This window comes from Bacillus sp. Root131, from assembly GCF_001429475.1.
Classification (GTDB): domain Bacteria; phylum Bacillota; class Bacilli; order Bacillales; family Bacillaceae_G; genus Bacillus_A; species Bacillus_A thuringiensis_S.
The window spans coordinates 1-20,475 of record NZ_LMJQ01000014.1 but is presented as its reverse complement, the minus strand read 5'-3'; the positions used below and the strand labels follow the sequence as shown (position 1 = coordinate 20,475).

Below are 20,475 nucleotides of genomic sequence, written 5' to 3'. Positions count from 1 at the left end.
ATTTGAGATGCGTCTAGATAAGTTTTTAAAAGTGTCACGTTTAATTAAAAGAAGAACATTAGCGAAAGAAGTAGCTGATCAAGGAAGAATATCTATTAATGGTCAAGTGGCAAAAGCAAGTTCGGATGTGAAAGTAGCTGATGAATTAACAATTCGTTTTGGTCAAAAAATAGTGACTGTAAAAATAAATGAATTGAAAGAAACAACTAAAAAAGAAGATGCAGCAAATATGTATAGCTTAGTTCGCGAAGAAAAAGTGAAAGCGGAAGAAGGCTTGTTCTAAAATCATTTATCCCCTCATACATTACTATTAGCTAGTAAAAACCTATGGGGGGATTTACGTGAATAATGGTTACTCACCTACGTCTTCTAATCAACAAAATGTTTCTGTGGAGCATGATATTATTATGCGTGGAAGGCGTGTAATTGATATTACTGGTGTGAAGCAGGTAGAGAGTTTTGATAGCGAAGAGTTTTTACTCGAAACCGTAATGGGTTTTTTAACGATTCGTGGTCAAAATTTACAAATGAAAAATTTAGATGTAGAAAAAGGTATTGTGTCGATTAAAGGGAAAGTTCATGAGATGCTGTATATTGATGAAAATCAAGGAGAAAAAACTAAAGGTTTCTTTAGTAAGTTGTTTAAATGAGCTTAACAATTCAGTTGTATACAATGCTTTCAATGATTGGAATGGGTGCTTGGATTGGAGCATCTTTAGATACATATCAACGTTTTTTAAAGCGTCAAGAACGTAAACGTTGGCTTGTATTTATACATGATATACTATTTTGGATTGTCCAAGCATTATTTGTCTTTTATGTATTGCTTCTCGTAAATGAAGCTGAGTTACGTATATATGTGTTTTTGGCATTATTATGTGGTTTTGCGGCATATCAAAGCTTACTGAAAGCACTATACATGAAGCTGTTAAATTTTCTCATCTATATTTTTATGCAAACAACATATTTTTTTGTTCGAATTATACAGCTACTCATGATAAAACCTGTTATTATTATAGCGCAGCTATTTATTGCATTTATATTATTCTTATTTCGTATACTGCTTTCAATTGGACATGTGTTATGGAAAATGGTGATTTGGATATTACTTTTCATATGGAAAGTTTTTTTCTGGCCTGTTCGATTTATTGCTTCGCTCATATGGAAACTTCTCCCTAATCGTGTTAAACTTTTTATAGTGAAACATATAGGGTTCCTGCAATATATAGCAAAATTGAAGGGACATATCTTCCAAATATGGGAGCGTATAAAAAAGAAGTTAGGGGGACCTCGGAAATGAGGGAACTGAGACAAAGAACAATCGAAAAACAGAGTCCAAATCCTGTTAAAGAGCATATAATACAAACGGATGAGAACAGGAAGCGACTTTATCGCCGTTTAGCGGTTTTTCTTGTCTTTACTTTTACAATTATTGCGAGTATTAGTGTAACGTTTTATCAACAAAACAGTTCCATTAAAGCAAAAGAAGCAAAAGTTAAGGACATGAAAAAAGAACTGGATTCATTAACGAATAAAGAAAAAAGTCTAAAAGACGAAGTTCAAAAGTTAAATGATGAAGAGTACGTATTAAAGATTGCTAGAAGGGATTATTTCTTCTCTGGTAAAGGGGAGATAATTTTTCCTGTTTCGAAGTAGAGTATGTCTTATTGACACTATATTTTAGGATTATATATAATAAAGTAAAATTTGACTTTTTAACCACTAAGGAGGAGCATTTTTTTTATGTCAATCGAGGTAGGCAGCAAGTTACAGGGTAAAGTAACAGGTATTACAAATTTTGGGGCTTTTGTGGAGCTGCCAGAAGGCTTAACTGGTCTTGTTCATATTAGTGAAGTTGCTGATAACTATGTAAAAGATATTAACGATCACTTAAAAGTGGGCGACCAAGTAGAAGTAAAAGTTATTAATGTTGAAAAAGATGGAAAGATTGGTTTATCTATCAAAAAAGCGAAAGAACGTGAAAAAACAGAAGGAGATCGTCCACGCGGTGAATACCAACGCGGTGGTGATCAACAACGTTCTGGACGTCCACAACGTAATAATCGCTCTTTCAACAGAGATAAACGCGGTGGCGGTAACGACCGAGCTCCAAAAGAAACATTTGAGCAAAAGATGGCACGCTTCTTAAAGGATAGCGAAGATCGTTTAACTTCTTTAAAGCGTAACACAGAGTCTAAACGTGGTGGCCGTGGCGCACGTCGCGGATAATAAGACCGTTTAGTTTTTAACATATAGAGAGGTACCCAGAGTGATGGCTCAGGGTACTTTTTTATATGTGAAAATATATTTTAAAAAAGTTTTCAAGATATGTTGACTTTAAATAATATCTGATGTAAGATACTAATTGTCCGTTAAATACGACGACATGGCGGTGTAGCTCAGCTGGCTAGAGCGTACGGTTCATACCCGTGAGGTCGGGGGTTCGATCCCCTCCGCCGCTATATTTAATTTAACGGCCCGTTGGTCAAGTGGTTAAGACACCGCCCTTTCACGGCGGTAACACGGGTTCGAATCCCGTACGGGTCATCTAAAAAGATCATGCAAATTTGCATGATCTTTTTTGTTAAATGGATTAAGATATACAACACTTCTACAAAATCACCCTATATTTTCTGAATATTTAATTAAAAAATCGAAATAACTTACATACCGTGTATATCTGTAGAGTTATTTCGAATAAAAAGTCGAACGATTATAAAAGTGAAAACTGTTGTTTTGACAAAAATCCCAACAATCATCTTTTATAATGACAGTAATTAAACTATGCAGGTGGTGTTAAAAGTATGCCTAAAGCAGGAAGGAATACTATGAATACAAGTGCATTGGCAATGAATGAGAGTCAGCTTGGAGGAATAAAGTGGACGAGTAAGTTGCGAATGAAATTTGAACAAGTTTTCTTTAGATGGGGATTTATTATTGTTGTTATTGGTTTTCTTTTGGGAAGAGCATATATATTAACAAATATCTTACCGTTTGCACTACCATTTTTTGCTGCTGTTTATGTTATGAAGCGGGATAAGATGCCGCTAGCATTTTTAGCTCTAATGGGAGGAGCTCTTTCAGTCTCGATAGATAATTTGTTTTTTACTTTTGCATCTATCTTTACTTTCTTCATTTATAATATCTTCTTTAGTAGATTCACACGTAAAACCGTTGGACTTGTTCCATTTCAAGTATTTATCTCCGCATTAACCGCACACTTAGTTGTTGTATATTTTGCACAACAAACTGTCACCATGTACGATTTACTCGTTAGTACCATTGAGGCTGGGCTTAGTTTTGTATTAACTATGATATTTTTACAAAGTGTTCCGCTTTTAGTAGAAAGGAAAGGAAAACAACAGGCGTTAGAGACGGAAGAAATTGTTTGTTTGATTATATTACTAGCATCTGTTTTAACGGGTACAACAGATTGGTTTGTATATGATGCTTCTATTCAACATATTTTTACACGGTATTTAGTACTAGTATTTGCATTTATTGCGGGTGCTGCTACAGGATCTACAGTGGGGGTCGTAACAGGTTTGATATTAAGTTTAGCAAATGTATCTAGCTTGTCCCAGCTTAGCCTTCTTGCTTTTTCTGGATTGCTTGGTGGGTTGTTAAAAGAAGGGAAGCGTTTAGGTGTTAGTTTAGGTTTATTAATTGGGACAAGCTTAATTACATTATATGTAGACAAACAGACAAATATTGTAACGACTTTAATTGAGTCAGGCGTAGCGATTGCTATCTTCTTATTAACGCCAAAGCTTGTTTTAGATCGTATTGCTAAATTTATGCCAGGTACACAAGAGCATTCGCAAGATCAACAACAATATTTAAGAAGGATGCGCGATGTTACAGCGAACAAAATCAACCAATTTGCAAATGTATTTGCTGCTTTATCTAATAGCTTTTCTGTATATGGGTATGTAGAGGAAGAAGATAAAGAGACAGAAGCAGATTTGTTTTTGAGTACAATTACTGCGAAAACATGTCAAACATGCTTTAAAAAGGATCAATGCTGGGTAGTGAATTTCGATAAAACGTACGATTATATGAAACAAATAATGAGTGAAACGGAAGAAGGAACCCTGCAACATAATCGTAAATTAGTTCGTGAGTGGGACAAGCATTGTGTGAGAGGGAAAAAAGTGACGGATTTAGTAGCGGGTGAATTAGATCATTTCTATGAGGGACAAAAATTACGAAAACAAATGAAGGAAAATCGTAGAATAGTTGCGGAGCAACTATTAGGTGTATCAAAGGTTATGGAGGATTTTGCTAAGGAGATACAACGAGAGCGTGAAAATCATCAGGTGCAGGAAGAACAGATTATGCAAGCGTTCCGTGATTTTGGTGTCGAAGTAGAGCATGTTGATATTTATTGTTTAGATAGAGGAAGTATTGATATTGAAATGTTGATTCCCGTTGCATCTAATGAACATGGTGAATGTGAAAAGTTAGTTGCACCGATGCTTTCGGATATCCTTAAAGAAAATATTGTCGTTAAACATGAAGAAAAGTCTTCTTATCCGAATGGCCACAGTTTAATATCATTCGGTTCGGCGAAGACGTATTCTCTTGATACGGGATTGGCCACAGCCGCAAAGGGCGGTGGATTTGTTTCGGGTGACTCTTATGCGATGATGGATTTAAGTGTTGGCAAATATGCACTTGCGATTAGTGATGGTATGGGGAATGGGCAAAGAGCTCATATGGAAAGTAAGGAAACGGTGAAATTATTACAAAAAATACTCCAATCCGGTATTGACGAAGAAATAGCGATTAAGTCTATTAATTCAATTCTTTCTTTGAGAACGACGGAAGAGATGTTTACGACATTAGACTTAGCTATGGTAGATTTGCGAGATGCGAGTGCAAGGTTTTTAAAGATCGGATCAACGCCGAGTTTTGTTAAACGCGCGAATAATATTTTGAAAATTGAAGCAAGTAATTTGCCGATGGGAATCATCGAAGATGTTGAAGTTGATGTGGTGGGTGAACAATTAAAAACGGGCGATATCCTTATTATGATGAGCGATGGGATTTTTGAGGGAGCGCAGCATGTAGAGAATCATGAATTGTGGATGAAACGAAAAATTAAAGAATTGCAAACCGAAGACCCGCAAGAAATTGCTGATATCATTATGGAAGAAGTGATTCGTTCTTGTGATGGTTATATAAATGATGATATGACTATTGTAGTGGCAAAAGTGAAGAAAAATATGCCGAAGTGGGCTACGATTCCGATTGTAGGCATGCAGGCGCAGTAAAATGTAAGTGGAATGTTTATCTAAAATTTGATTTTAAAAACCTAGGCGAATACCTAGGTTTTTTTGTGGGAAAAGGTAATGCTATTGATTTTGTGAATACAGACGGAGGATGTAAGATAAAAATGTAATTTTTGTATATCTTTTTTTTGCACAATGTTTGTAAAAGTTGTACCATTATAGACAAGGCGACTAATGTTGCTGTTCTTGTTTAATGAAAGGTGATTGCGAAGTTGAAAGATACATTTGTTGAAAAAGTAGATGACTTTGTAAAGCAGCATGATGTATTAAAGAATGATTCAACAATTGTTGTGGGAGTTTCTGGTGGTCCTGACTCGTTAGCCCTTTTATATTATTTATTAGAAAAAAGAGCGGAAAAACAGTTGGAAATTGTAGTAGCTCATGTGGATCATATGTTTAGAGGTGATGAATCTCATGAGGATTTACAGTTTGTGCAGGACCTTTGTGAAGAACTGGGAATTATTTGTGAAACGATAAGAATTAATGTATCACAATATCAACAGCAATACGGGATGAATGCACAGGTTGCTGCTAGGGAATGCAGATATGCATTTTTGGAAAGAATAATGAAGAAATATGATGCAAGATATGTTGCTCTTGGACATCATGGAGATGATCAAGTAGAGACGATTTTAATGCGTCTTGTAAGAGGGAGTACTCCGAAGGGATATGCAGGAATTGCAGTGAAGCGTCCTTTTCATAATGGATATTTAATTAGGCCGTTACTTGGGGTAACGAAGGAAGAAATTGTTGATTACTGTAATAAGCTAAATTTAATTCCACGTATAGATCCGAGTAATAAAAAGGAAGTATATACAAGGAATCGATTACGTAAATATGTCCTTCCTCACTTAAAAGAAGAAAATCCACAAATGCATGAGAAATTCCAAAAATTTAGCGTGCAGATGCAAGAGGATGAGGCTTATTTGCAGGAATTAGCTTTTGAGAAAATGAATAAAGTAATTACAAAAAAAAGTGATAAACAAATTAGCTTATCAATTCCTGCCTTTGAATCCATGTCTATGCCTTTACAAAGAAGAGGGATTCAACTAATATTAAACTATCTTTATGAATATAAGATTCCATCTTCTCTTTCTTCTATACATATTGACAAGGTGATTGAGTTTTTTAAGCGGACACAACCTTCAGGTTCACTTGATTTTCCAGGTGATTTGAAAATTGTTCGTACATACGAGGAGTGTAGCTTTAGATTTAAACAAGAAATTGTCTCTCCTTTTTTGCAAGATTTATCAGTACCCGGGATCATTACGCTATTGAACGGGGATGAATTTGTAACAGAGGTGAGCGAAGATATACCAAGTAACATGAATGAAACAGTATTTGTTGCTAAGTATAATGATATATCATATCCACTTCGTATTCGTTCTAGGGAAAATGGAGATCGCATGTCAATACAAGGTATGGATGGCACGAAAAAGATAAAAGCTATTTTTATCGAAGCGAAAGTACCAAAAGAAAAAAGGGAAGAATGGCCGGTCGTTTGTGATGCAAGTGGGAACATTATTTGGGTACCCTTGTTGAAGCGATCTGCATTTGCAATTTCGAAAGAGATGGCAAAGAAGGGTAAATATATGATTATTCACTACAAAAGCAAGGAGTCTTCCGGGAGGATAATGAAATGATGAATCAAGATATCGAAAAAGTATTAATTTCTGAAGAACAAATACAAGAAAAGGTGCGCGAACTAGGTGCAGTTATTGCAGAGGATTATAAAAACACAGTACCCCTTGCAATTGGTGTATTAAAAGGCGCAATGCCATTTATGGCAGATTTATTAAAGAGAACAGATACATATCTTGAAATGGATTTTATGGCTGTATCTAGTTATGGTCACTCTACAGTTTCAACAGGCGAAGTGAAAATTTTAAAAGATCTTGATACTTCTGTAGAAGGTCGTGATATTTTAATCGTCGAAGATATTATTGATAGTGGTCTTACACTAAGCTACTTAGTAGACTTATTCAAATATCGTAAAGCGAAGTCTGTAAAAATTGTTACATTATTAGATAAGCCAACAGGCCGTAAGGTTGATCTGAAAGCGGATTATGTTGGATTTACTGTTCCACATGAATTTGTAGTAGGATATGGATTAGATTATAAAGAGCAGTACCGTAATCTTCCTTATGTAGGCGTATTAAAACCAAGCGTTTACTCAAATTAATTAAATACAGGCTTTACAATTGTATAGGAAAGTTTTTCTATGTTACGATTTACTATAGTGTTTATGCCGTGAGAGGAGGTTAGGAATGAATCGTATCTTCCGTAATACCATCTTTTATTTACTGATATTCTTAGTAGTAATTGGAATCGTGAGCTATTTTAATGGTTCGACACAAAAAACGACATCAGTTAGCTACGACAAATTCATTACTAAACTAGAAAGCGGTGAAGTGCGTAATGTGCAACTTCAACCGAAAAATGGTGTATTTGAGGTAAAAGGACAATTCAATAACTCTAGCCAAGGAGAACAATTTGTTACTTATGCACCAAATACTGAGGAATTACAAAAGAAAATCAATGATAAAGCGAAAGGTGCCGAAGTTAAGTATCAACCAGCAGAAGAAACAAGTGCTTGGGTAACATTCTTTACTTCAATCATTCCGTTTGTCATCATCTTCATTTTATTCTTCTTCTTATTAAACCAAGCTCAAGGCGGCGGTAGCCGTGTTATGAACTTCGGGAAAAGTAAGGCGAAGTTATATAATGATGAAAAGAAAAAAGTTCGTTTCAGAGATGTTGCTGGGGCGGATGAAGAGAAACAAGAACTTGTTGAGGTAGTTGAATTCTTAAAAGACCCTCGTAAGTTTTCTGAAGTTGGTGCCCGTATTCCAAAGGGTGTCCTATTAGTTGGACCTCCAGGTACAGGTAAAACTTTATTAGCACGTGCTGTTGCAGGTGAGGCTGGCGTTCCATTCTTCTCTATCAGTGGTTCTGACTTTGTAGAGATGTTTGTCGGTGTCGGTGCATCACGTGTACGTGATTTATTTGAAAATGCAAAGAAAAATGCTCCTTGTATCATTTTCATTGATGAAATTGATGCAGTAGGTCGTCAACGTGGCGCAGGTCTTGGTGGTGGTCATGATGAGCGTGAGCAAACATTGAATCAGTTACTTGTTGAAATGGATGGATTCGGTGCAAACGAAGGTATTATTATCATTGCTGCGACAAACCGTCCAGACATTCTTGACCCAGCGTTATTACGTCCAGGTCGTTTTGACCGTCAAATTACAGTAGATCGTCCAGATGTAAATGGCCGTGAAGCTGTACTGAAAGTACATGCGCGTAATAAACCGCTTGATGAGCATATTAATTTAAGAGCAATTGCGACTCGTACACCAGGATTCTCTGGTGCGGATCTTGAAAACTTATTAAACGAAGCTGCTTTAGTAGCTGCACGTCGAGATAAGAAGAAAATTGATATGAGTGATATCGATGAAGCAACGGATCGTGTTATTGCAGGTCCAGCTAAGAAAAGTCGTGTTATCTCTGAAAAAGAACGTAATATCGTTGCTTTCCATGAAGCAGGCCACACTGTAATTGGTGTTGTTCTTGATGAGGCTGATGTCGTTCATAAAGTAACAATTGTCCCTCGTGGTCAAGCTGGTGGATATGCGGTAATGCTTCCGAAGGAAGATCGTTACTTCATGACAAAGCCAGAGTTACTTGATAAAATCACTGGTTTACTTGGTGGTCGAGTAGCTGAGGAGATTGTATTTGGTGAAGCAAGTACAGGTGCTCACAACGACTTCCAACGTGCGACTGGTATTGCAAGACGTATGGTTACGGAATTCGGTATGAGTGATAAGCTTGGGCCGATGCAATTTGGTAGCTCACAAGGTGGTCAGGTATTCTTAGGAAGAGACTTCCATTCAGAACAAAACTACAGTGATGCAATTGCGCATGAAATTGATGTGGAAATGCAAACGATTATTAAAGACTGTTATGCTCGTGCGAAACAAATTCTTACTGAAAAACGAGATAAGCTTGATATTATCGCAAAAACGTTACTTGAAGTAGAAACATTAGATGCAGAGCAAATTAATCATTTATATGATTATGGCAGATTACCTGAGCGTCCAACATCTTCAGATGATGTGAAAGTAAACATCAATATGAAGAAAGACGATGAAGATAAAGAAGATAAGTAAGAAATGAAGGAGTGACTATCGTCACTCCTTTTTTATTTGTTAAGATTTTTGCTAATTACTATTGAGGGCTTAGTGGATAAAGTAATTTAAGTAAAACTAGTATTAAAAATTGAAATAGAGAGCAATCTTTTTGTAAAATGATGAGGATAGGAAAGCTGATTATATAAGTATGTGTGATATGATGTTTTTATAAGTTTTATACATACTACACAAATATAGATTAAATAAGATAAGTGGTGAGAATATGATTTTTGTATTGGATGTAGGGAACACAAATGCTGTACTAGGCGTGTTTGAAGAGGGGGAACTTCGTCAGCATTGGCGCATGGAAACAGATCGTCATAAGACAGAAGATGAATATGGAATGCTTGTAAAACAGTTACTTGATCATGAGGGTCTCTCGTTTGAAGATGTGAAAGGTATTATTGTGTCTTCAGTCGTACCACCAATTATGTTCGCTTTAGAACGTATGTGTGAAAAGTATTTTAAAATTAAACCGCTTGTAGTAGGACCTGGAATAAAAACGGGGCTAAATATTAAATATGAAAATCCACGTGAAGTAGGCGCAGATCGAATTGTAAATGCAGTAGCAGGAATCCAATTGTATGGAAGTCCACTTATTATTGTTGATTTTGGTACGGCTACTACATATTGTTATATTAATGAAGAAAAGCATTATATGGGTGGAGTTATTACGCCAGGAATTATGATTTCAGCAGAGGCTTTATATAGTAGGGCGGCAAAACTTCCTCGTATTGAAATTACAAAACCGAGCAGTGTTGTTGGGAAGAATACAGTAAGTGCGATGCAATCAGGTATTCTTTATGGTTATGTAGGACAAGTGGAAGGTATTGTTAAGCGTATGAAAGAGGAAGCTAAACAAGAACCGAAAGTTATTGCAACAGGTGGATTGGCGAAATTAATTTCAGAGGAATCGAATGTAATTGATATTGTAGATCCATTTTTAACGTTAAAAGGCTTGTATATGTTATATGAGCGTAATGCAAATTTACAGCAGGAGAAAGGTGAATAAATAAGTATGAAAGATTATTTAGTAAAAGCGTTAGCGTTTGATGGAGAAGTACGTGCGTATAGTGTACGTACAACAAATACAGTAAGTGAGGCACAAAGACGTCATGATACATGGAGGACAGCTTCGGCGGCACTTGGTCGTTCTTTAACTGCAGGTACAATGATGGGTGCGATGTTAAAAGGTGATCAAAAGTTAACGATTAAGGTAGAAGGTAATGGTCCGATTGGCCCTATCTTAGTGGATGCTCATGCAAATGGAGAAGTACGTGGCTACGTAACGAATCCACATGTTGATTTTGAAGGAACGGAACAAGGGAAATTACGTGTATATCAAGCGGTAGGTACAGAAGGTTTTGTAACAGTAATTAAAGATATTGGTATGCGTGAGCCGTTTATCGGTCAATCCCCAATCGTTTCGGGAGAACTAGGGGAAGATTTCACGTATTATTTCGCAGTTTCTGAGCAGACGCCTTCTTCTGTTGGTGTCGGTGTCCTTGTAAATGGAGATGACAGCGTATTAGCGGCGGGTGGATTTATCCTTCAAATTATGCCGGGCGCACAGGAAGAAACAATTTCATTCATTGAAGATCGTTTGCAAAAAATCCCGCCTGTATCAACATTGATTGAACGAGGCCTTTCTCCAGAAGAGCTACTATATGCAGTCCTTGGAGAAGATAAAGTAAAAGTATTAGAAACAATGGATGTTCAATTTAATTGTACGTGTTCACGTGAGCGTATTGAGAGTGTGTTAATTAGTTTAGGTAAAACAGAGTTAGAGCAAATTCGTGAAGAAGAAGAAGAGACAGAAGTTCATTGCCATTTCTGTAATGAACGTTACAAGTTCTCTAAAGAAGATATTACAAATTTAATTGAGAATTTGTAATAAGGGGATTAACCCTCCGAATAGATTGACAAACAGGGAATTTTCTGACAAAATCTAAATATAGATAAAACCAATAAAAATACTCGGTGTTAGGAGTGACAGGAATGCGAGTGGCACAATCAGTTTCAGAATTAATCGGGAAAACGCCGATCGTTAAGTTGAACCGCATCGTAGAATCAGACAGCGCAGATATATACTTAAAACTAGAATTTATGAATCCGGGGAGTAGCGTTAAAGATCGTATTGCACTAGCTATGATTGAAGATGCTGAAAAAAAGGGATTGTTAAAAGAGGGCGATACAATCATTGAACCAACAAGTGGTAACACAGGTATTGGTTTAGCGATGGTAGCGGCTGCTAAAGGATATAATGCAATTTTAGTAATGCCAGAAACAATGAGTATTGAGCGTCGTAATTTATTACGTGCTTACGGTGCTGAATTAGTATTGACTCCAGGTCCTGAAGGGATGGGTGGAGCAATTCGTAAAGCAACTGAATTAGCAAAAGAGCATGGTTACTTTATACCGCAACAGTTCCAAAATCAATCGAATCCACAAATTCACCGTTTAACAACAGGTCCAGAAATTGTTGAACAAATGGGTGATCAATTAGATGCGTTTATTGCAGGTATTGGTACAGGTGGAACAATTACTGGTGCTGGTGAAGTGCTGAAGGAAGCATATGAAGGTATTAAAATTTATGCAGTAGAACCTGCGGATTCACCAGTGTTATCTGGTGGGAAACCAGGTCCACATAAAATCCAAGGAATTGGGGCGGGATTTGTCCCAGAGACATTGGATGTACAAGTATATGATGAAATTATTCAAGTGAAAACAGAGCAAGCATTTGAATATGCGAGAAGAGTGGCTAAAGAAGAAGGTATTTTAGTTGGTATCTCTTCAGGAGCAGTTATTTATGCAGCAACAGAAGTTGCGAAAAAGTTAGGCAAAGGGAAAAAGGTACTCGTTATTATTCCAAGTAACGGTGAACGTTATTTAAGTACACCACTTTATCAATTTGAATCATAATTAAATGCGATTGAAAAAGCATCCTTGAAAAAGGATGCTTTTTCTTTTTGGATTGGAAATAGGAAAAGAGTGAATGACTAGAAAACTTCATGTAAAATAAGAGGTAGTATAATTAAATTATTTTCACTAGCCTTCCAGTATAATCAATCTCTATATAAATAACTTATGTAGTTTGAGGTGGTTCATCTAAGAGGGTGGGATAAAAGAAGACGGGGTGTTGATATGCAACGAAGAAAATCTTTAGCGCTTTCTATTCCATATCAGTTAGATTTCTTTAAGCAATATAAATTTCTTTCTCAGGATAAGCCGCAACATATTTTGCTAGAAAGTGGACGTGGCGGTCGTTATAACATAGTGGGTTTAAACCCGGTAGCGGTAATCCAAGGAAAGGGTGTAAAGTTACATATAAGTGAAAGTGGTAAGGAAACAATAAAAAAAGGGAATCCATTAGATTTAATGCAAGAATATATGGAGAAATGGAAAACAGACTACAATCCAGAGTACCCACCTTTTCAAGGTGGTGCAATGGGCTACTTTAGTTATGATTGTATCCGTTATATTGAAAAACTCCCTTCTCTTGCAGAGGATGATCTGAATATACCCGATATATACTTTTTATTATTTGATGATGTGTTTGTCTATGATCAAAAAGAAAAGGTATTGTGGATTATTACACATTATGTAGATAAGCATGCAGAAGCGGAAGAACGTTTAAATGAATGGAAGGATCTTTGGACGGCAGAAGTGCCTGAAGTGACTATGCCGTTTGAACGTCCTAAAAAGAAAAATGAAGCGGTTGCCTTTACAGAAGCAGGCTTTATGAAGGCTGTTGAATGTATTCAAGAGTATATTGGAAATGGTGATGTGTTTCAAGTAAACTTGTCGACAAGACAGGAAAGAACTTTACAAACGCATCCACTAGAAATTTATACAAGTCTTCGTAAAATTAATCCATCTCCATATATGGGTTACTTAGAGCTTGGGGATTTTCAAATTGTTAGTGCTTCGCCTGAATTGCTGATTAAAAAACAAGGGCAAGAAGTAAGTACACGACCAATTGCAGGTACAAGATCCCGAGGTGCAAATGAACAAGAGGATCAAGACTTAGCAAGGGAATTAATTGAGAACGAAAAGGAACGAGCAGAGCATGTGATGCTTGTAGATTTAGAGCGAAATGATTTAGGACGTGTTTGTAAATATGGTACTGTAGAAGTCGATGAATTTATGGTAATTGAAAAGTACTCACATGTTATGCATATCGTTTCCAATGTGCGTGGTGAGGTGGAAGAAGATAAGGATGCTTTCGATTTAGTGAAAGCTGTATTTCCTGGTGGAACAATTACTGGTGCACCGAAAATACGTACGATGGAGATTATAGAAGAATTAGAGCCTGTTCGTCGAGGGATTTATACAGGTTCAATTGGTTGGATTGGTTATTCTGGAGATACGGAATTAAATATTGTCATTAGAACGCTTCTTGCGAAAGATGGGCAAGCACATGTGCAAGCTGGAGCGGGAATTGTAATTGATTCAAATCCGAAAAATGAATATAAAGAGTCGTTAAAAAAGGCAATTGCTTTATGGCGTGCAAAAGAAAGTAGCGAAGAAACGGTTAGGTGAGAGAAATGATATTAATGATTGATAATTATGATTCTTTTACATTTAATTTAGTACAGTTTCTTGGAGAACTTGGACAAGAGCTTGTTGTTAAGCGTAATGATGAAGTGAGTATTGCAGATATTGAGAATATGAAACCAGATTTCTTAATGATTTCGCCAGGTCCATGTAGTCCTAATGAAGCGGGGATTAGTATGGAAGTTATTAAATACTTTGCTGGGAAGATTCCGATTTTTGGAGTTTGTCTTGGGCATCAATCGATTGCACAAGTATTTGGTGGAGAAGTTGTTCGTGCAGAGCGATTAATGCATGGAAAAACGTCACTTATGCATCATGATGGGAAAACGATTTTCTTAGATATTCCTAATCCATTTACTGCAACGCGTTATCATTCCCTGATTGTTAAGAAAGAGTCATTGCCAGATTGTTTAGAGGTAACATCTTGGACAGAGGAAGGGGAAATTATGGCGATTCGTCATAAGACACTGCCGATAGAGGGTGTGCAATTCCACCCAGAATCTATTATGACTTCTCATGGGAAAGAGTTACTACAGAACTTCATTCGTAAATATAGTCCAAGTGTGACATCATGTTAATTTACGTAAATGGCGAGTATGTAGAAGCGAATGAAGCGAAAATCTCCCCTTATGACCATGGTTATTTATATGGGCTGGGAGTTTTTGAGACATTTCGTATTTATAATGGTCATCCTTTTTTGTTAGATGATCATTATAACCGTTTAATAGGTGCGCTAGATGCATTGCAAATTAAATGGACAATGACAAAAGATGACGTGATGCTTATTTTGAAAAATCTACTCGCTAAGAATGAATTGGAACATGCGTATGTACGTTTTAATGTATCAGCAGGTGTAGATGAAATAGGATTACAAACGGAAATGTATGAAGACCCTTCGGTTATTGTTTTTATAAAACCTTTAACAGCTCCAGGAGATGTAGTAGAAAAAGAAGGGGTTATTTTAAAACAAGTGCGAAATACACCAGAAGGAGCATTTCGTCTGAAGTCTCATCATTATCTAAATAATATTTTAGGGAAGCGTGAAATTGGAAATGTAGTGAGCAAGGAAGGTATTTTCCTTACTGAAGCAGGTTATGTTGCAGAGGGGATTGTTTCGAATCTCTTTTTTGTGAAAGGTGATGTTTTATATACACCTTCGTTAAAAACAGGGATTTTAAATGGTATCACTCGTGCGTTTATTATAAAAAGTGCTGAAGAATTGAATATAGAAGTAAAGGAAGGTTTCTTTACAAAAGATGAATTACTTTCAGCAGATGAAGTCTTTGTAACAAACTCAATTCAAGAAATTGTTCCGCTTTATCGTATAGAAGCGCAGGATTTCCCGGGTAAAGTAGGAGTAGTTACAAAAAGTTTAATGTACCTTTATGGAATGCAGAGAGAGAAATTATGGAGCAGAAATGAATTACGAAGAGGAGATGTGTAGTTTGAAGTGGGATTATGATTTACGCTGCGGCGAATATACATTGAATTTAAATGAAAAGACATTAATTATGGGGATTTTAAATGTAACACCAGATTCGTTTTCTGATGGTGGGAGTTACAACGAGGTAGATGCTGCGGTACGTCATGCAAAAGAAATGCAAGGTGAAGGTGCTCATATTATTGATATTGGTGGCGAATCTACTCGCCCGGGTTTTGCTAAAGTATCAGTAGAAGAAGAAATAAAGCGAGTTGTCCCGATGATTCAAGCGGTTTCAAAAGAAGTGAAATTGCCTATATCTATCGATACATATAAAGCTGAAGTTGCAAAGCAAGCAATTGAGGCTGGTGCTCATATTATTAATGATATTTGGGGAGCGAAGGCGGAGCCAATAATTGCTGAAGTCGCAGCTCATTATGATGTACCTATCATTTTAATGCATAACCGCGATAATATGAATTATCGTAATTTAATGGCGGATATGATTGCTGATTTGTATGATAGTATCAAAATTGCTAAAAATGCTGGTGTGCGAGATGAGAATATTATTTTAGATCCAGGTATCGGTTTTGCTAAAACACCTAAGCAAAACTTAGAGGTGATGCGTAATTTAGAACAGTTAAATGTGCTAGGTTATCCGGTTCTCTTAGGTACATCGAGAAAGTCCTTTATTGGGCACGTATTAGATTTGCCAGTAGAGGAACGCCTTGAGGGAACGGGAGCTACTGTTTGTCTTGGTATTGAAAAGGGTTGTGAGTTTGTTCGTGTCCATGATGTGAAAGAAATGGCGCGTATGGCTAAAATGATGGATGCAATGATTGGTAAGGGGGTAAAGTAATTGGATAAAATTTATATCCATGATATGGAGTTTTACGGTTATCATGGTGTGTTCCCGGAGGAAAATAAATTAGGTCAGAGATTTAAAGTTGACTTAACGGTGGAGTTGGATTTAAAGCGTGCAGGGGAAAGTGATGAATTAGAGCATTCGGTCAATTATGGAGAGCTTTTCGAATTATGTAGAAAAGTTGTTGAAGATAGAAAGTATAAGCTTGTGGAGAGTATCGCTGAAAATATTGCTGCAGATATATTAAAACAATATGAAAGTATTTCACGATGTACAATTAAGGTAATTAAGCCGGATCCACCGATACCAGGTCATTATCGTGCTGTAGCAGTAGAAATTACGAGAGAACGTCCATGAATAATATAGCATACATTGCATTAGGGTCAAATATTGGAGAGCGTTATACGTATCTAACCGAAGCGATTCAGTTCTTAAATAAAAATCCTTATATTCAGGTTGATGATATTTCATCTGTATATGAAACTGAGCCAGTTGGCTATACTGACCAAAGTTGCTTTTTAAATTTAGTTATAAAAATTTCTACCAATTTATCACCACAAGAATTATTGAAAGTAACACAAAAAGTAGAAAATGACCTAGGAAGAAAAAGGGAAATTAGGTGGGGGCCGAGGACTATCGACCTTGACATTTTACTTTATAATCAAGAGAATATTGAAGCAGAGAATCTTATTGTTCCGCATCCGCGGATGTTTGAAAGAGCTTTTGTTATCGTTCCGTTGTTAGAGATTAATCAAGACATAAAACAAAACATTTCACGTTCACAAGTAGAAGAAATGAAAAGGCGAGAGGGAGTAACGGTATGGAAGCAGAAAAATGGGGAAGACGCATTCGTGCTTTTCGAAAGCTAAAAGGCTACACGCAAGAAGGTTTTGCTAAAGAATTAGGGGTATCTGTATCTGTTTTAGGTGAAGTTGAGAGAGGGAATCGATCACCTTCTCAAGATTTTGTAGTAGAAGTTGCTAAGGCATTAAATGTTTCGATAGATGAATTAATGCCAAAGTGACTGTGCAGGAAGGAGTAGGTTGATTGTTAAAGATTGCAAATATTGAGATGAAAAATCCGGTTGTATTAGCACCGATGGCGGGAGTGTGTAATTCTGCATTCCGTTTAACAGTGAAAGAATTTGGTGCAGGTCTAGTTTGTGCTGAAATGGTAAGTGATAAGGCAATATTACTGAATAACAAAAGAACATTAGATATGTTATATATCGATGAGAGAGAAAAACCATTAAGTTTACAAATTTTTGGTGGAGAGAAAGAAACTCTTGTAGATGCTGCGAAATACGTAGATAAATATACGACAGCAGATATTATTGATATCAATATGGGTTGCCCAGTACCGAAAATCGTAAAATGTGATGCGGGGGCAAGGTGGCTTTTAGATCCCAATAAAATATATGAAATGGTAGCAGCAGTTGTAGATGCCGTTGAAAAGCCGGTTACAGTTAAAATGCGTATCGGTTGGGATGAAGAACATATTTTCGCAATAGAAAATGCTAGAGCTATTGAGCGTGCTGGTGGACAAGCTGTGGCGGTTCACGGACGTACGCGAGTGCAAATGTATGAAGGTAAAGCGGATTGGGATATCATTAAACAAGTAAAGCAAGCTGTGAATATCCCGGTTATCGGAAATGGTGATGTCGAAACACCGCAAGATGCGAAGCGCATGCTTGATGAGATTGGTGTAGATGGTGTTATGATTGGCCGTGCGGCTCTTGGGGATCCATGGATGATTTATCGTACAGTAAAGTATTTAGAGACAGGTGAATTAATGCCGGAACCAACAGTGCGCGAGAAAATTGATGTATGTATGTTGCATCTAGATCGTCTTATCGACTTAAAGAACGAAAGTGTCGCTGTAAGAGAGATGAGAAAACATGCAGCTTGGTATTTAAAAGGTGTTCGTGGTAATGCGAGTGTACGTAATGGTATTAATGCTTGTAACACACGTGAAGACCTTGCGAATGTGTTAGGTGCATTTGTAGAAAAAGTAGAAGCGAAACAACAAACAATTTACGTTGGTTAATAAGGAACATAGGAGATTGACATTCTTCTATACACTTCCTATAATTACGTGAAAGAAAGAAGAACTGCCAGTTAGTTGCTGGCAGTTTTTCTAGTTGAGTAGAAAATGCTATACTGTATATATTGTAAAAATTAATAGAGCTGGAGTGATATCAATATCATGGATAACATGAACCACGAAGAATTAAACGACCAATTGCTTGTTCGTCGTGAAAAGCTACATAATTTACGTGAGCAAGGAATCGATCCGTTCGGTAAACGATTTGAACGCACAAATTCAACGACCGACTTAGTAAGTTTATATGGAGAATTCTCTAAAGAAGAATTAGAAGAGAAAGAAATCACTGTTTCTATCGCTGGTCGTATTATGACAAAACGCGGTAAAGGAAAAGCTGGATTCGCGCACATTCAAGATTTACACGGACAAGTTCAAATTTACGTTCGTAAAGATACTGTTGGAGATGAAGAGTACGAGTTATTTACGACAGCAGATTTAGGTGACTTAGTAGGTATTGAAGGTAAAGTGTTCAAAACAAACGTTGGAGAACTTTCAGTAAAAGCAACGGGATTTACGCTTTTAACGAAATCTCTCCGTCCGTTACCGGATAAATATCATGGATTAAAAGATGTTGAACAACGATACCGTCAACGTTACTTAGACTTAATTACAAGTATGGAAAGTCGTGAAACATTTGTTACTCGCAGTAAAATTATTCGTGAAATGAGAAGATATTTAGATGACAACGGTTATCTTGAAGTAGAAACGCCTATGATGCACGCGATTGCAGGTGGAGCATCTGCTCGTCCTTTCACTACGCATCATAATGCGTTAGATATGGAATTATATATGCGCATCGCAATTGAACTTCATTTAAAACGTCTTATTGTGGGCGGATTAGAAAAAGTTTATGAGATTGGCCGTGTATTCCGTAATGAGGGTGTATCAACTCGTCATAACCCTGAGTTTACGATGATTGAATTATATGAAGCGTACGCTGATTATAATGATATTATGAAACTAACAGAAAATATGGTTGCTCATATTGCGAAAAAAGTATTGGGTACAACAACAATCCAATATGGTGATTATGAAATTAATCTAGAACCAGAATGGACACGTCTTCATATGGTAGATGCAATTAAGCAACACTCTGGAGCGGATTTCTGGAATCCGATGAGTGTAGAAGAAGCGCGTGAGCTTGCGAAAGAACATAATGTAGAAATTAAGGATACAATGGAAGTTGGTCATATTATTAATGAGTTCTTCGAGCAAAAAGTAGAAGATAAATTAATCCAACCAACATTTATTTACGGTCATCCGGTAGAAATTTCGCCACTTGCGAAAAAGAATGATGAAGATCCACGATTCACAGATCGTTTCGAATTATTTATCGTTGCACGTGAACATGCAAATGCATTTACTGAGTTAAATGATCCGATCGATCAAAAAGAACGTTTTGAAGCGCAATTAAAAGAGCGTGAACAAGGTAATGACGAAGCACATATGATGGATGACGATTATATTGAAGCTCTTGAGTACGGTATGCCTCCTACGGGTGGATTAGGAATTGGTATTGATCGTCTAGTTATGTTATTAACAAATGCACCATCTATTCGTGATGTATTATTATTCCCTGCTATGCGCCATAAACAAGACTAAGCTTTGGAGATTTCTCCAAAGCTTTTTTTATTTGAGTATGAGTTGCGTGGGTATAATAGATCTTGATGGTGCGAGAAATTATACTTATATAGAAGAAATGTGCTGTTTTTATACTTTTTTACTAAGTTAAAAATTTTATTAGAAAAACTATTGCATTTTAATAATCAAACTGGTATATTTATATTCGTTGCCACGAAAGGTAACAAGCAAAACAAACGAAAAACAACTTATTGAAAAAAGTTGTTGACGAGAATGTAACGAAATGTTATATTGATAAAGTCGCTTCTGAGCGACCAAGTAGTTCTTTGAAAACTGAACGAAACAAACAACGTGAAACGTCAATTTTTATTTTTAGATGCTAGACAAACTAACTTTATTGGAGAGTTTGATCCTGGCTCAGGATGAACGCTGGCGGCGTGCCTAATACATGCAAGTCGAGCGAAT

Annotated in this window: 21 protein-coding genes, 2 tRNA genes and 1 rRNA gene; all 24 read left to right on the top strand. The window is 36.6% G+C overall.

What is annotated here, in order from left to right; translation table 11 throughout:
- Window positions 1–7 precede the first annotated feature (7 nt).
- Window positions 8–283, top strand: a complete 276-nt coding sequence (locus ASE54_RS23340; protein ID WP_001234876.1) for an RNA-binding S4 domain-containing protein — start codon at window positions 8–10, stop codon at window positions 281–283.
- Between the two features lie 58 nt (window positions 284–341).
- Window positions 342–650 (top strand): sporulation protein YabP, encoded by a 309-nt coding sequence (yabP, locus tag ASE54_RS23335; protein WP_001059105.1) that lies wholly within the window; start codon window positions 342–344, stop codon window positions 648–650.
- Window positions 647–1,300 carry a spore cortex biosynthesis protein YabQ gene (yabQ, locus tag ASE54_RS23330; RefSeq protein WP_000059770.1) on the top strand — a complete coding sequence of 218 codons (654 nt, stop codon included), beginning with the start codon at window positions 647–649 and terminating at the stop codon, window positions 1,298–1,300. Before yabP ends, yabQ begins: the two co-directional genes overlap by 4 nt.
- Window positions 1,297–1,656: a cell division protein DivIC gene (gene divIC / locus ASE54_RS23325; RefSeq protein WP_001208739.1), complete on the top strand. Its 360-nt coding sequence runs from the start codon at window positions 1,297–1,299 to the stop codon at window positions 1,654–1,656. The genes yabQ and divIC overlap by 4 nt, the downstream gene beginning before the upstream one ends.
- 87 nt (window positions 1,657–1,743) lie before the next feature.
- Complete coding sequence (locus ASE54_RS23320; protein WP_000021450.1) at window positions 1,744–2,229, top strand: S1 domain-containing RNA-binding protein; 486 nt, start codon at window positions 1,744–1,746, stop codon at window positions 2,227–2,229.
- A 159-nt stretch (window positions 2,230–2,388) separates the two neighbouring features.
- Window positions 2,389–2,462 (top strand) — tRNA-Met (locus ASE54_RS23315).
- Window positions 2,463–2,475: 13 nt separating this feature from the next.
- A tRNA-Glu gene (locus ASE54_RS23310) sits at window positions 2,476–2,547 on the top strand.
- A 257-nt stretch (window positions 2,548–2,804) separates the two neighbouring features.
- The gene (gene spoIIE / locus ASE54_RS23305; protein ID WP_001123551.1) at window positions 2,805–5,276 is read left to right on the top strand and encodes a stage II sporulation protein E; all 2,472 of its coding nucleotides are present in this window, start codon (window positions 2,805–2,807) and stop codon (window positions 5,274–5,276) included.
- Window positions 5,277–5,506: 230 nt separating this feature from the next.
- On the top strand, window positions 5,507–6,937 hold the full coding sequence (tilS, locus tag ASE54_RS23300) for a tRNA lysidine(34) synthetase TilS (protein ID WP_000655456.1): 1,431 nt from the start codon (window positions 5,507–5,509) through the stop codon (window positions 6,935–6,937).
- A complete protein-coding gene (gene hpt, locus ASE54_RS23295; RefSeq protein WP_000981846.1) occupies window positions 6,934–7,476 on the top strand; it encodes a hypoxanthine phosphoribosyltransferase in 543 nt (180 codons plus the stop codon). Before tilS ends, hpt begins: the two co-directional genes overlap by 4 nt.
- Before the next feature lie 85 nt (window positions 7,477–7,561).
- Complete coding sequence (gene ftsH, locus ASE54_RS23290) at window positions 7,562–9,463, top strand: ATP-dependent zinc metalloprotease FtsH (protein ID WP_001079668.1); 1,902 nt, start codon at window positions 7,562–7,564, stop codon at window positions 9,461–9,463.
- 244 nt (window positions 9,464–9,707) lie between these two features.
- A complete protein-coding gene (locus ASE54_RS23285; protein WP_000578366.1) occupies window positions 9,708–10,496 on the top strand; it encodes a type III pantothenate kinase in 789 nt (262 codons plus the stop codon).
- A gap of 6 nt (window positions 10,497–10,502) precedes the next feature.
- The gene (gene hslO / locus ASE54_RS23280) at window positions 10,503–11,378 is read left to right on the top strand and encodes a redox-regulated molecular chaperone HslO (protein ID WP_000656371.1); all 876 of its coding nucleotides are present in this window, start codon (window positions 10,503–10,505) and stop codon (window positions 11,376–11,378) included.
- 104 nt (window positions 11,379–11,482) lie between these two features.
- The gene (gene cysK, locus ASE54_RS23275) at window positions 11,483–12,406 is read left to right on the top strand and encodes a cysteine synthase A (protein ID WP_001261717.1); all 924 of its coding nucleotides are present in this window, start codon (window positions 11,483–11,485) and stop codon (window positions 12,404–12,406) included.
- Window positions 12,407–12,628: 222 nt separating this feature from the next.
- Window positions 12,629–14,026, top strand: coding sequence for an aminodeoxychorismate synthase, component I (gene pabB / locus ASE54_RS23270; protein WP_001189711.1), 1,398 nt, complete (start codon window positions 12,629–12,631; stop codon window positions 14,024–14,026).
- Window positions 14,027–14,031: 5 nt separating this feature from the next.
- Window positions 14,032–14,619, top strand: coding sequence for an aminodeoxychorismate/anthranilate synthase component II (pabA, locus tag ASE54_RS23265; protein ID WP_000602284.1), 588 nt, complete (start codon window positions 14,032–14,034; stop codon window positions 14,617–14,619).
- On the top strand, window positions 14,613–15,485 hold the full coding sequence (gene pabC, locus ASE54_RS23260) for an aminodeoxychorismate lyase (protein WP_000909860.1): 873 nt from the start codon (window positions 14,613–14,615) through the stop codon (window positions 15,483–15,485). Before pabA ends, pabC begins: the two co-directional genes overlap by 7 nt.
- Entirely contained in the window at window positions 15,460–16,320 is an 861-nt protein-coding gene (gene folP / locus ASE54_RS23255) for a dihydropteroate synthase (protein ID WP_002084136.1), read from the top strand. The genes pabC and folP overlap by 26 nt, the downstream gene beginning before the upstream one ends.
- Entirely contained in the window at window positions 16,321–16,683 is a 363-nt protein-coding gene (gene folB, locus ASE54_RS23250; RefSeq protein WP_000358066.1) for a dihydroneopterin aldolase, read from the top strand. It abuts the gene before it with no gap.
- Entirely contained in the window at window positions 16,680–17,195 is a 516-nt protein-coding gene (gene folK, locus ASE54_RS23245; RefSeq protein ID WP_001059450.1) for a 2-amino-4-hydroxy-6-hydroxymethyldihydropteridine diphosphokinase, read from the top strand. Before folB ends, folK begins: the two co-directional genes overlap by 4 nt.
- A complete protein-coding gene (locus tag ASE54_RS23240) occupies window positions 17,147–17,350 on the top strand; it encodes a helix-turn-helix transcriptional regulator (protein ID WP_000387030.1) in 204 nt (67 codons plus the stop codon). The genes folK and ASE54_RS23240 overlap by 49 nt, the downstream gene beginning before the upstream one ends.
- A 23-nt stretch (window positions 17,351–17,373) precedes the next feature.
- Window positions 17,374–18,372 carry a tRNA dihydrouridine synthase DusB gene (gene dusB, locus ASE54_RS23235; protein ID WP_000912246.1) on the top strand — a complete coding sequence of 333 codons (999 nt, stop codon included), beginning with the start codon at window positions 17,374–17,376 and terminating at the stop codon, window positions 18,370–18,372.
- Between the two features lie 159 nt (window positions 18,373–18,531).
- Window positions 18,532–20,031: a lysine--tRNA ligase gene (lysS, locus tag ASE54_RS23230; protein WP_000369685.1), complete on the top strand. Its 1,500-nt coding sequence runs from the start codon at window positions 18,532–18,534 to the stop codon at window positions 20,029–20,031.
- A gap of 373 nt (window positions 20,032–20,404) precedes the next feature.
- A 16S ribosomal RNA gene (locus tag ASE54_RS23225) occupies window positions 20,405–20,475 on the top strand; the annotation flags it as partial.